Here is a 13,343-nt window from a genome sequence, read left to right as displayed (position 1 = left end):
TAATTATAACAGTAGCTTAAAAGCTAAATATCACAACATATTAAATAAAGCTCTTATATAAGATACACTTGAATAGAAAGCTTTTGAAGAAGAAATTAATCTTGATGTAGAAAAACTTGAAATAATCATCCGTAGAAAAAGACTATCGAATATATCCAAAAAACAACTAAAGTTAAAGTTATATTAGAGTTGCCTAAAGAAATTCATTTTCTAGCAGATGTAGACAAAATAAGAAGAAAAAACACAAATTTAATAATAAATTTTCTAACATATCCAAGCATTCTTAAAAAATTAATAGTTAAAATAAAAAGTTTATGTTTGTGTAATTATCTTTGATGGAAAATTGCAGCAAAAAAACATGATAAAATTTAGTTTACATATCATAAAGCCGTTAAAGATTACAAAAAAATTTGTAGAAATCTTGTGTTTTATATAACAAAAAATAGATGCTCATAGATAGAAGATAAAATTAGAGTCAATATAAATAAAATACATAATTTATCTTTAATTTTAAACTATCATAGTAAATGTTTCTTATTTTATAATTAATAAATACAAATCCTCCAGGTTCAAATAATCCTAGAGGATTTGTATTATAATGCAATATTTTTCATGTAAATATTTTTATAGCCCTAATAAATTTGGTACAAATGTTATAATTCCAGGTACAAATGCAAATAACATTACTGCGAGTAATTCTATTATCAAAAATGGAATTACGCCTTTTACTATATCATTAAATTTCAAACCAGTAATAGATTGAGCTGTGAATAGATTATATCCAAAAGGTGGAGTTACATAACCTATAACAAGATTTATAACAAATATCATACCTAAATGAAGAGGATCTATGCCTAGCTCAATTCCAAATGGAACTAATACAGGCGCTAATATTATTATTGCAGCAACAGTGTCCATTAAAGCTCCAACAAAGAATAGTAATATCATTAATACTATTAAATATGATACTCTTGTTGTAATAAATGACCCAAGAGCATTAGTAACCATATCTCCAAAATTATTTACTGACATTATCCATGATAATAAGTTCGCCGCTCCCATTATTATTCCTACCATTGCCGCAGTTTCCATAGATTTTAATAATGCATTAGGCAAATCTTTTATATTTATTTCTCTATAAATAATTAAACCGAGTAATAAAGCATAAACGACACCTACCGCAGCCGCTTCTGTTGGAGTAAATATTCCTGCATATATTCCACCTAAAATAATTATTGGTAATAATAATGCTCCAATTGCAGACCATGTATTTTTTAACAGTTTGATAAAATCAAATTTTTCTCTCTTATTAAATATCTCTGGTTTATTTCTAATAACAAAGAAATTAACAAGTATTAATAATGCCATCATAACTAAGCCGGGAAGTACTCCAGCAATAAACATTTTAGGTATAGACAATCCCATAGTAACCCCATATATTATCATTGCAATACTCGGTGGAATTATAGGGCCTAACGCTCCGCCAGCTGCAACCATACCTGCAGCTGTTTTTTTATCATATCCTGTCTTTGTTAAAGATGGAATTAATATAGATCCTATTGCTGCTACAGTTGCTGGCCCAGAACCCGTTAAAGCTGCAAATATCGCACAAGATACAATAGTTACAACGCCAAGTCCTCCAGGAACCCATCCCATCAACGAATCAGCCCAATTTATCATTCTTTTAGATATTCCACCCCTATCCATTAGCTCACCAACTAATACAAAAAGGGGTATAGCAAGTAGAGGAAATGAATCTAATCCTGTAGTCATTCTCTGGCTTACTAACAATAATGGCTTTAAACCAGTAGCTGTTAAAAACATTATTCCTGATCCTAAAATTGATAAATAAACAGGAAGTCCTATAAAAATTAAAGCGAACATAAATATAAACATTATACCAATCATTCTAATCACTCCTTATTCTTCGAGGAATATATATCATATATACAGTAAAATATTAGTAGAGCTCCGAAAACAGGAGCAGCTCCATAAACCAATGTCATACTTATTCTAAGTGCTGGACTTAATTGAGTTCTAACTGCCCAAGCAACCCTAGATCCATAATATAGTAATATAAATCCGATAACTATTGATAGAATATTTACCAAGAAATTTAATTTTTGTTGGTTTTGTTCGCTCAAATTATCAGTAATCACACTAACAGTTGCATTACTTTTGTTTTTAGTACACAAAATTGCACCTAGCATATTGGCCCAAATAAAAGTATATCTTGCTAATTCTTCAGTCCATGATAAAGAAGAGTTTAGTACAAATCTTGTAAATACTTGAAGAACACAAGATGCAACTAGAATACTAAATATAACTACGATTGCAAATTTCAAAATTTTTGTAATAATATTATAAGCTTTCTCCATAACAATCGCTCCTTTATAATCCAAGTTCTTTTCTTAATTCTTCAAGATATTTTTTTCCTATTCCTTCTGCCCTTTTATCATAAAAATCTTCAAAAGCTTTTTGGAAGGCCTCTTTATCCACATCTTGAACAATATTCATTCCTTGTGCTTCCATTTCTTCTAACATAACTGGTTCAGACTTAGCATTTGAAATTCTAGTAGTTTTTCCTGCTTCAATAGCTGCTTCTCGTAAGATTTCTTGTTCATTAGAATCTAATTCCTCATAAATCGTTTTAGAAACACATAAAATCAGCGGTGAATAAAAATGCCCTGTCATATTAACGTATTTAGCTATATCTGCAAAACCATTTGTATAGATAACACTTACAGGTATATCCAATCCATCAATAGTTCCTTGTTGTAATCCTGTAATTGTCTCAGACCAAGCCATAGGTACAGCATTTGTTCCAAGTTCTTGATAAGTCGCTATATATGTATCAGTTTCCATACATCTTATTTTAAGCCCATGAAAATCCTCTGGTTTCTTTACTTCATTTTTAACAGTAACTAAATGTCTAAATCCACCTTCACCATAAGCCAATCCTTCAATACCATAATCTTCATATCCTTTTAATATTTCTTTTCCCACTTTTCCATCGAGTACTCTAGCTGCTTCTTCTCCATTTTTAAAAATAAACGGAAGATCGAAAAGACCAGCTTGTGGTATATATCCACTTATATATGCATTAGTCATAATTGCCATATCTGTAGTTCCTATTTGCATACCTGTGAACATTTCACCTTCTTGACCTAGTTGCCCTGATCCTTTTACATCAATTATTATTTCTCCATTAGTTTTTTCTTTTACAATATCAGAAAATGTTTTTGCAAAAATATAATACGGATCATCTTCAACAGGCGCTGTAGTAAAACCAATTTGAAATACTTTTTTATTATTATCTTTTTCAGAACATCCCAATAATGTAAAAGAAAGTATTAGCATTAAAATTAAATTAAGAAACTTTCTCATATTATTCTCCTTTCATAATAAATTTTGGTGTAGTCTTAATCATCTTTGCTATATCTTTTTTATCAACTCCTTCATTTAATAAAAATTCTATGCAATCTATCAAAGATTCAATAGGCGATTTTTTTGTATAATATCCACGATCAGTAGTAATAAAAATATTTTCAAAATTTGTTTTTTTCATTACTTCTATAAATTCATATTTACTACAATCTCCATCATCTAAATTAGCCCATACTTTTTCGATGAATACGCCCTTACTTGCTAATTTTATCTGTTCTTCGACTGGAATTTTAGTTCTTACCCAGTCTGGATGAGTTAAAATTATTTTTATTCCATGTTCAAGCGCATAATTGCAAACTTTATAACTTTCCTCATCACTTATATGACCTGTAGCTAAAACAGCATCATATTTTTTCACAACTTCAACAACTTCCTTAAACTTGTCTATTAATCTTCCTTTTTGATCTAATACAGAAATACCTTTTCTGTTAAAAAAATCTCCCTTCATGTTTCCATATTTAAGTGACTGTTTTGCATCACGAGTAGGCAACCATACTATTTTTGCACCTAAATTTAAAGCACTTTCACATGCGTAAGGATTAATACCTCCAACAGGTGTATTTAATACTACTCCCCCATATGCTTTTGTACTAAAATTGAAATGCGAATTTATTAATGCCGCTCTTCCACTTGTAGGTTCATAATGATTTTTAATCATTACACCACTCATATTGTATTCACTAGCTGTTTTGATTAAATCTATATCATCTGTAGTTCTTTTAACATGAGATGGTGAAGAATGCACATGTAAATCATAAGAACCGTCTAATAATTCATTTATTATTTCTCTCATATGTTCTCCTTTATTAATCAATTATATTTTAGCAATCCTTTTCATAAATAAAAAACAAGTATATTTTTGATTTTAACAATAAATATCTTGTTTAAATAATATTTTTCATAGTATAATAGTATTAAAGTAAAGTATTTTAAATTATATTTTAATAAAATATATTTTAAAATATAATTCATACAACTTTTTTATTGTATTTAGCTATTTTTTTTAATATTAATCTTGTGGAGTGATTATATGACCCAAAACGAAAAAATTTTCTTACTTGTTGCAGAGACTTTAAATATTAGTAAAGCTGCAGAAAAATCATTTGTAACACAACAATGTGTTAGCGATCATATAAAAAGACTTGAAAACGAATATGGAACAAAATTATTCCATAGAAAACCATATATGCATTTAACTCCCGCTGGGGAAATTGTATATAATTCTTATAAGAACATTTCTTTAATAGAAGAAAATCTCAAAAAAAATCTCTCAGACTTTTCTAGTGAGAGAAAAGGATATTTGAAAGTAGGAATGAGTACGACTAGATCCAAATTATTAATTCCTAAATTAATGGAAAAATATCATAAGCTATTTCCAGATGTTCAAATTTCTTTTTTCAGTGGTGATACAAAGATACTTGAAAAAGAACTACTTAATAATAAACTAGATATTTTCTTAGGGATTAATACTAGGCTCAATCTTGGATTAAATGTTGAGACTGTCTGCGAAGACTTTTTATATTTAGTTATAAATAAGAATATGTTCAAAGAATATTTCTCAAAAAATGATTTGAAAAATTTTAAAAAAGGAGTAGATTTAAATAAATTTAAAAATATACCTATGACATCCTATAACAAAACAGGAGCATTATATAAGCTTTTACAACAGCATTTAATTACTCACGGAATCGAATTACACAATATTCCATGCTATACTAGCGAATGCGATGTTCAAATTGATTTATGCTTGAATAATGTTACTTTTTCTATAGTTCCTAGGATGCTTGCTATTAATTTCTTGGAAAATACTGATATCTATTTTTTTCCAATTAAAGACTTTAATTATCCACTAAGAGTAGACCTAGTTACTAACCAATACCTTGAGAAACCATTATACATTGAGGCTTTTATAAAAATTTTAAAAGATGAAGTCATAGAATTTTCCTCAGAGCTATTCTTGTAATTTTAAAGCTACTTATTTTTGGGTATTTAATATGCGAGGTGTTAATATGAAAAAATTAATCAGTTTGTTATTTGTTAATTTTCTTTCTTTTTATATATTAGATGCTCTTTTTGAAAATATTAGATTTTTAAATATAGAGTCCGTTTTTATAATGGGTATAGTATTTGCCCTAGTTAATATGACATTAAAACCGATATTAAAACTTTTGTCACTGCCAATTAATATAATTACACTTGGACTATTTTCACTTGTTGTAAACGCAGCAGTTTTAAAAATTGCCTTTAGCTTGTCACCAAATGCATTTATCGCAAGCTTTGGAACAGCCTTCTTGGCAAGTATAGTCTTGAGTTTTGTGAATAGCTTGATTAAAAAAATAATTGGAACTGATGATTAATTAAATCTAAAAGGACTTATTGTGGATTTAACTACAATAAGTCCTTATTTTTATTATTTAATTAAGTCTTTCAAGAAATACTTTAAAGTTATCATAAAAAGTTAATACTGAATTAATATTTGCCCTTTCATCTGGAGAGTGTAGACCTGTATGAAGCGCTCCTACGCAAATTATATCTAATCCAGGTCTTTTATTAATTAGATATCCCCCTTCGAGACCTCCTGGTGAAACTCTTACCTCACAATCAATGTCTTGGATATCCTTTATAATATCTTTGTATTGTTTTCTTAAGTCAGAATTTTCATTAAATTCCCATCCGAAATATCTAGCAAATTGTTCATCTTTTGCATCCACAAGTCTAGCAAGTGATTCAACTCTTGAATAAGTGTAATCAATTTGTGAATCTCTCATAGCTCTTATTTCAGAAACAAAGATTACTTCATTTTCTTCTGTGTGAACTTCTCCCAGATTGCAAGAAGACTCTATAATGAAGCTCTTTGCATTTACATCTATTACTCCATTAGGAGAAAGTTTAATTATATCTAGTATTTTTACAAAATCTTCATCTTTAAATTTATCTTTAGCTTCAGTTTCTGATATTTCTATTTTTATACTATCTTTAAATTTTGAATATTCATGATAAATTAATTTTAAAAATTCATCAGTTACTTTTCTAAGCTTATCTTCGTCTTTTGAATTAATAACAACAATTGCTTCTGAGCTTCTAGGAATGGCTAGTCTAAAAGTACCACCAGATATTTTTGATAGAGAAACTTCAAAGTTTTCTCTATATTTTTCTAAAAGTCTTCCCATAATTAATATAGAATTTCCTAGACCTTTATTTATATCTGCTCCAGAATGTCCCCCAACTAATCCTGAGAACTCAACTTTTAAAACTTTTTTTGAATCTTCTATTTTTTCTCTATTAGTTTCTAAAATAATTTTAGCTCCAGTTCCACCATTTGATCCTGCAATAATTACATAATCTTCGCAGTTATCAAGATTTATAGCTCTATCAGCATCTACCCACTCACTTGGTAAATTTGATGCTCCGCTAAAATCATCTTCTTCTACTGTAGTAAAAAGTGCTGTAATAGGGGGATGATTCATATCTTTAGATTCAAGAACAGCCATTATCAAACCTACACCTAACCCATTGTCAGCTCCAAGCGTTGTTTCTCCCCCAGTAGTTAACCATTCATCTTCAATTACCCATTTAATAGGGTCTTTTTTAAAATCATGATCTGATCCATCAACTTTTTGACACACCATATCAATATGAGCTTGTAATATTAATGGCTCTTTATTTTCTCCACCATTTTGTCCATCTTTTTTTATTACTAAATTACTGTAATCGTCTTGTTTTACTTCTAAATCCTTTTCTTTAGCCCAGTTGTATATCCAATCACTAAGTTCTTTTTCATTGAAGCTTCCATGTGGAATTTGAGATATTTTATAAAAATTATCAAATAGTGGGTTTTCTCTTAAAGATTCAATTGTAAATTCTTTCATTTTTACCTCCTTTTTAGAAAGGTCCATATCCTATATTTATCGCAACTACACATGCTATACATCCTAGAACCATTAAATAGATAAAGAACTTCATGAAGAACTTCATCCATGTAGTCCAAGGAATATTGGCCATTGCTAATGCCGCCATTAGAGGTGCTCCAGCTGGAGTAACTATATTAGTTATTGCATCTCCCATGTGATAAGCTAAACAAACTGTTTGTCTTGTAATACCAAGTACATCAGCCATAGGTACCATAATAGGCATCATTATAACAGCTTTACCTGAGCCTGACGGAATAAATAAATTAATGATTGAAACAACTATAAATGTCATCGGTGCGCTTATCATTGCTGGTAAACCATTTAATATACTTGTAGCTCCATGAACTATTACATCAAGTATATTACCTTCAGTCATTATTATTGTTAATCCCCTTGCAAATCCTACACAAATACATGCGTATAATAAGTTTCCAGCCCCTTTAACAAAGGATGCCACTATTGCATCAGGAGACATTTTTGCAGCAATTCCCATTAATAAAACCATAACAATAAATACAGCTGCCATTTCAGTTAAATAAAATCCATGATTAATTACACCATATATAATCCAAACTACAGATAATACAAATATTAATAATATAATTTTATGTCTAGAAGTTAATTCAACTTCTTCAATTTCTTCTTGAGCATTTCTATTCTTGAGATCTAATTCATAGGTATAAGAAGCTGTAGGATCTTTTTGAATTTTTTGTGCATATCTATAAAGGAAGAAAATTCCTCCAGCTAGAGCGAACGCCCAAACAATAACTCTAAATGCCATCCCAGAATATATAGGAAGACCAGCAATATCTTGAGCAAGTCCTAACGTAAATGGGTTCATTATACCACCCATATAACCTATTGCTACTCCCCACAATCCTAATGCAACCCCGGTTATTGAGTCAAAACCGAGTGCATAACACAAAGCAATCTGCATAGGAATGAAAGCCAAGCATTCTTCGAAATTTCCTAAAAATGCTCCTCCAAGTGCCCAAAATGTTAAGAAAAATATAATTACTAATTTTTCTCTACCTTTTAATTTCACAGATGTTTTATGAATAAGTGCATCTAATGCACCAGTGTCAGTTAAGACACCAAATGCTCCTCCAATAATAAATAAGAAATTAATAATTGGAGCTGATTCATTCATTCCTTGATGAATTGATTTAAGAACTTGCCATGGACCTACAGGTGTATTTGCCACTCTGTGGTATGAAGCAGGATCTACCATCTCTTTTTGAGTTGCTGGATCAACAAATCTGTCGTATGCTCCAGCTGGTAGTATGTATGTAAGAACTGCACATACAATCATTAAGATACATATTAAAACTAACGCATCTGGAGCTTTAAATTTTAACTTTTTTTCTTTAGCCATTAATTTTCCCTCCATTCCTTTTTAAATTTATAATAGCTAAAAATAAAACTAAATCAAGAAATCGAATTCCTGGTAAATAGTTTTACTCTTAACTTATAGTTTAATACTTATTTTTAATTATATCAAGATAAATAATTAAATACTAAATTTATCATTTCCTATTTAATGTGCACTCTCTAATTCCATTAAAAACAAGGATTCTAAACTTCGATATTCTTTATAATATTAATTTTATATACTAATATTTTATCTCATTTTTATACATAAAATAAATTTTTATTTCATGAATATTCGTGCAATAGTTTTCAATATTATTTTTATTAATCTTAGTTTTAATAATATTAGTATTATTAATCATGAATTATCTAAGACTTGTCTGTGAGATAAGTCTTTTTTATTGATAAAAGTTATCAAATATGTTGACTTTTTTATTTTTCCTATTTATAATCAAATAAAGTTAGGTTATCCTAATAATATTTTTAAGGAGAATAAAATGAAAAAATTTTTTATATTAATGAGTATATTTTTAGTTTTACTTACTGGTTGTCAAAGCAATAAACCAGTGGAGACGAATAATTCTAAAGAGGTAGCGCAAGCAGAAAGCGATAAGAAAAAGGTTACTACTACTACTTCTTTTTTATACGACATGACAAAAGTTCTTGCAGGGGATTATGTCGATGTTGATTTAATAATTCCTGCAGGCGAAGATCCACACCTTTACATTCCTAAGACAAATGATGCAAAGAAAATTTCTGATGCTGATTTAGTTTTATTCCACGGTCTTCACTTTGAAGGTAAGATGGTTGATATTTTAGAAAAGACTGGAGTAAATTTATCTGAAAACTTCCCTAAGGAAAAGCTTGGCGAAATGGATCAAGATGGTGAAATTATTGTAGACCCTCACTTCTGGTTTGATATTTCTCTATACAAAATGGCAACAGAAAATGCTGCAAAGGCTTTAAGTGAACTTGTACCTGAGCACAAGACTGAAATTGAAGAAAATCTTAAAAATTATTTAAAAGAACTTGATGAGTTAGATGAATACAACAAGACAAGACTTGCAGAAATTCCTGAAAATGTGAGATTCTTAATAACTCCTCACGATGCCTTTAATTATTTTTCAAGGGCATATGGAATTGAAGTTGTAGCTCCTCAAGGTGTTTCAACAGATTCTGAAGTTGCAAATAAAGATATTGAAGACACTGCAAACTTTATTGTAGAGAAAAAAGTTCCAGCTATCTTTGCAGAATCAACTACTGATCCTGCTAGAATGGAAAAACTAAGAGAACTTTGTAAAGCTAAAGGCTTTGATGTTGAGGTTATAAGTGGAGATGGAAATGAACTCTTCTCTGACTCACTTGCTCCCGAAGGACAATCTGGAGACAACTACATCGATATGTACAAGCATAACATTGACTTAATTGTAAATAATTTAAAATAGGTGTGATATGAAAAAGGAAAAAGCAATTATAGAAGTTGAAGATTTAACTATTGCCTATGACGATAAGCCTGTAATCTGGGACAATGATGTGGATTTTATAGATAATTCTATAACTGCAATTATCGGACCAAATGGTGCAGGAAAGTCTACACTTCTTAAGGGAATACTTGGTCTTAAAACTATTTTATCTGGCAGAATTGAAATAATGGGCAGAGATTTAAAAGATGTTCAAAAAGAAATTGCCTATATTCCCCAATCTTCTTCTGTAAATTGGGATTTCCCTACAACTGTACTAGATGTTGTGTTAATGGGAAGATATATTCACTGCGGATGGATTAAAAGACCTACGAAAAAAGATAAGGATATAGCAAGAGAGGCCATTAAAAAAATTGGTCTTTCTGATTTTGAAAGCAGACAAATCTCACAACTTTCAGGCGGTCAAAAGCAAAGAGTTTTTATAGCTCGTGCCATTGCTTCTGATGCAAGAATTTATTTTATGGATGAACCTCTAGCTGGAGTCGACAAAAAAACTGAAGCGATTATTATGGATTTTCTTAAAGAATCTCAACAAAATGGCAAGACTTCCATTGTAGTTCATCACGATTTAAATACTGTTGAAAAATATTTTGATCATATTGTAATTTTAAACAAGAGAATTATTGCATCGGGTACTGTAGAAGATGCTTTTAATAAAGAAAACATAGAGAGGGCTTTTGGAGGCGAGATAAATGTTTGATACTTCTGTCTTAACTTCATATAGTTTTCTCGTTGTTGCAATTGGCACGCTTTTTCTTGCCATTTCATCTGCTGCACTTGGGACTATAACTGTATTAAAAGGGCAGTCACTAATAGGAGATGCCATAGGTCACTCTGCATTTCCAGGACTTGTCCTTGCATTTATGGCTTTTTCATCAAGAAGTCCCGTAATACTTTTATTTGGTGCAATAGTTTCAGGATCTGTGGCATTTATATTAATTCAAGTAATTAATAAAAATTCAAAAGTTGGTCTTGATACAATCTTAGCAGTTGTGCTTTCATCTTTCTTTGGACTTGGTATGGCTTTAAAATCCTACATTCAAGGAAATCCAAATTTTAAAGGTGCATCTCAATCGGGACTTTCTAATTATATTTTTGGTCAAGCCGCTTACATGATGGAAGGCGATGTTAAAATAATTCTAGTGATATCAATTGCAGTTCTAATCTTGCTATTTCTATTTTACAAAGAAATAAAAGTCTTTGTATTTGATGAGGTTTATGCGAAGACAATAGGGATAAACGAAAAATTAATTTATGCAATTATTATGATTTCTGCTATGAGCTTAATTGGAGCAGGTCTTAAAATTGTTGGAGCAATTTTAATTTCATCACTTTTAATAGTTCCATCAATTGCAGCTCTTCAGTGGTCCAATGATTTCTTTAAGGTAATGCTAATAGCAAGTGTAATTGGAGGAGTTTCTGCAGTTCTTGGAACTTATATCTCCACAGTCTACCAAGGTATGAGCACAGGTGCAACAATTATTGTAATAATGACAAGTCTTGCATTTTTGTCACTAATTTTCGGGCCTAAGGGATTTATTGCAAAATACAATAAAAGGAGGGCTTACAAATGAATATAATGATTTTCATAATTCTTTTAATGACTGCACTAAGCCTTTCAGGCATTGGGTCATTTTTAATGCTTAGAAATCTATCCATGCTAACAGATGCAATCAGCCACTCAGTCCTTCTTGGGATTGTGCTTGCATACTTTGTAGCCAAAGACATTGAATCGCCTCTTTTAATAATTGGAGCTGCACTTTTTGGACTTATTACAGTTTTTGCAATTGAGTCGCTTTCTAACACAGGGCTTGTAAAAAATGATGATGCTGTGGGAATTGTATTTCCTCTATTTTTCGCACTAGCGGTAATTTTAATTACAAAATTTGCAAGAAATGTGCATATAGATACTGATGTTGTGTTAATGGGAGAAGTTATCCTTGCTCCACTTAATACAATGAATGTATTTGGATTTGACCTTCCAAAGGCACTTGTCTTTTCAAGCATAATGTTTGTGATAAACTCGCTATTTATCATAATATTTTTTAAGGAGCTTAAAGTTTCAAGCTTTGATCCCGACTTTGCAAGTATAAGCGGATTTTCTTCAAAGATTTTATTTTATGCACTTATGACTCTTGCATCTCTATCAGCTGTTATATCCTTTGACAGCGTTGGAGCAATACTTGTAATTTCATTTTTTATAACACCTGCTGCCACAGCATATTTAATAAGCAAGGATTTAAAGAAGATGCTTATTTTATCAGGCGTGTTTGCAGCTATAAATTGCCTTTTAGGTTTTCTAATTGCAAATTTCTTAAATCTTTCAATGTCAGGCACAACAGCCACAGTTGCCGGGGTAGTTTTTTTAATCGTTTTATCATTTAATAAAGATGGAATGATTGGACAAATTTATATGAAGCACAAAAACAAAAAGCTAATAACTGCATATTCTGTCTTGATTCACATTGGTACTCACTTGGGCAAGACTGAGGAAATCGAAGAACTTGGGGTTAGCACGATAAATACTCACTTAAACTGGGATAAAAATACAACTCTTAAAAATATAAATTATCTAAAGAAGAAAAATCTTGTAAAAGTCAACAACTCCAAAATGATTTATGAATTAACTGATTTAGGTTATAATAAATATAAATCACTATTAGAGGAGTTTAATTTAGCATGAGTCCAAGCAAAGAAGATTATATAAAAAATATCTTTAAAGATATGGAAGAGAGAGGATATTCTCAAAATAAAAATTTAAGCCATTATCTTAAAATTTCAAAACCTTCTGTTACAGAAATGATAAAAAAGTTAACTGAAGAAGGCCTTGTATATTTAGAAGGAACTAAAATATATTTGACAGATGAAGGCGAAAAAGTCGCAAAGAAATTAATTTCAATTCACAGATTATGGGAATATTTTTTAGAAACAGTTTTAGATTTTGACGAAGATGAGGTGCATGATCAGGCAGATTTACTTGAGCATGTAACTGGTGAAAAATTAACAGATAGCTTAAATAAACATATGGGTTATCCTGAAAGCTGTCCTCATGGTCAAAAAATATATATAAATTTAGAAAATTATAAAAAGTAAAGATTTATTTCTTTTAATTTTTTTTATAATCTTTATTATC

The 13,343-nt window shown here is 30.1% G+C and carries 13 protein-coding genes; 7 read left to right on the top strand and 6 right to left on the bottom strand.

From position 1 onward, the window contains the following. Positions 1–624: 624 nt before the first annotated feature. Genes KQI68_RS02200 through KQI68_RS02185 form a run of 4 tightly spaced genes read right to left on the bottom strand, consistent with a single transcriptional unit; the run spans position 625 to position 4,240 of the window. Entirely contained in the window at positions 625–1,908 is a 1,284-nt protein-coding gene (locus KQI68_RS02200) for a TRAP transporter large permease (protein ID WP_216548477.1), read from the bottom strand. A 5-nt stretch (positions 1,909–1,913) separates the two neighbouring features. Then, positions 1,914–2,378: a TRAP transporter small permease gene (locus tag KQI68_RS02195; protein WP_216548476.1), complete on the bottom strand. Its 465-nt coding sequence runs from the start codon at positions 2,376–2,378 to the stop codon at positions 1,914–1,916. A gap of 13 nt (positions 2,379–2,391) precedes the next feature. Continuing rightward, positions 2,392–3,387 carry a TRAP transporter substrate-binding protein gene (locus tag KQI68_RS02190; protein WP_216548475.1) on the bottom strand — a complete coding sequence of 332 codons (996 nt, stop codon included), beginning with the start codon at positions 3,385–3,387 and terminating at the stop codon, positions 2,392–2,394. 1 nt (position 3,388) lies between these two features. Continuing rightward, positions 3,389–4,240 (bottom strand): DUF6282 family protein, encoded by an 852-nt coding sequence (locus tag KQI68_RS02185; RefSeq protein WP_216548474.1) that lies wholly within the window; start codon positions 4,238–4,240, stop codon positions 3,389–3,391. 237 nt (positions 4,241–4,477) lie between these two features. Between KQI68_RS02185 and KQI68_RS02180 the strand changes: the two genes are divergently transcribed. Continuing rightward, positions 4,478–5,410 carry a LysR family transcriptional regulator gene (locus tag KQI68_RS02180; RefSeq protein WP_216548473.1) on the top strand — a complete coding sequence of 311 codons (933 nt, stop codon included), beginning with the start codon at positions 4,478–4,480 and terminating at the stop codon, positions 5,408–5,410. Between the two features lie 46 nt (positions 5,411–5,456). Continuing rightward, on the top strand, positions 5,457–5,804 hold the full coding sequence (locus tag KQI68_RS02175) for a phage holin family protein (RefSeq protein WP_216548472.1): 348 nt from the start codon (positions 5,457–5,459) through the stop codon (positions 5,802–5,804). Positions 5,805–5,861: 57 nt separating this feature from the next. On the opposite strand, the gene pepD is transcribed toward KQI68_RS02175, so the two are convergent. Next, complete coding sequence (gene pepD / locus KQI68_RS02170; protein WP_216548471.1) at positions 5,862–7,316, bottom strand: beta-Ala-His dipeptidase; 1,455 nt, start codon at positions 7,314–7,316, stop codon at positions 5,862–5,864. A gap of 13 nt (positions 7,317–7,329) precedes the next feature. Beyond that, positions 7,330–8,733, bottom strand: coding sequence for a YfcC family protein (locus KQI68_RS02165; protein WP_216548470.1), 1,404 nt, complete (start codon positions 8,731–8,733; stop codon positions 7,330–7,332). Between the two features lie 493 nt (positions 8,734–9,226). Here KQI68_RS02165 and KQI68_RS02160 point away from each other — a divergent pair, with 493 nt between their 5' ends. Genes KQI68_RS02160 through KQI68_RS02140 form a run of 5 tightly spaced genes read left to right on the top strand, consistent with a single transcriptional unit; the run spans position 9,227 to position 13,303 of the window. Next, positions 9,227–10,174, top strand: a complete 948-nt coding sequence (locus tag KQI68_RS02160; protein ID WP_216548468.1) for a metal ABC transporter solute-binding protein, Zn/Mn family — start codon at positions 9,227–9,229, stop codon at positions 10,172–10,174. A gap of 7 nt (positions 10,175–10,181) precedes the next feature. After that, positions 10,182–10,910: a metal ABC transporter ATP-binding protein gene (locus tag KQI68_RS02155; RefSeq protein WP_216548466.1), complete on the top strand. Its 729-nt coding sequence runs from the start codon at positions 10,182–10,184 to the stop codon at positions 10,908–10,910. After that, complete coding sequence (locus KQI68_RS02150) at positions 10,903–11,784, top strand: metal ABC transporter permease (protein WP_216548464.1); 882 nt, start codon at positions 10,903–10,905, stop codon at positions 11,782–11,784. Before KQI68_RS02155 ends, KQI68_RS02150 begins: the two co-directional genes overlap by 8 nt. Continuing rightward, positions 11,781–12,893: a metal ABC transporter permease gene (locus tag KQI68_RS02145; RefSeq protein WP_216548463.1), complete on the top strand. Its 1,113-nt coding sequence runs from the start codon at positions 11,781–11,783 to the stop codon at positions 12,891–12,893. The genes KQI68_RS02150 and KQI68_RS02145 overlap by 4 nt, the downstream gene beginning before the upstream one ends. Next, positions 12,890–13,303 (top strand): metal-dependent transcriptional regulator, encoded by a 414-nt coding sequence (locus tag KQI68_RS02140; RefSeq protein ID WP_216548462.1) that lies wholly within the window; start codon positions 12,890–12,892, stop codon positions 13,301–13,303. Before KQI68_RS02145 ends, KQI68_RS02140 begins: the two co-directional genes overlap by 4 nt. Positions 13,304–13,343: the final 40 nt, after the last annotated feature.

The organism is Peptoniphilus ovalis, from assembly GCF_018919265.1.
GTDB lineage: Bacteria > Bacillota > Clostridia > Tissierellales > Peptoniphilaceae > Peptoniphilus_A > Peptoniphilus_A ovalis.
Note: the sequence above shows the minus strand (reverse complement) of the source record. Positions and strands in the feature narration are given on the sequence as shown.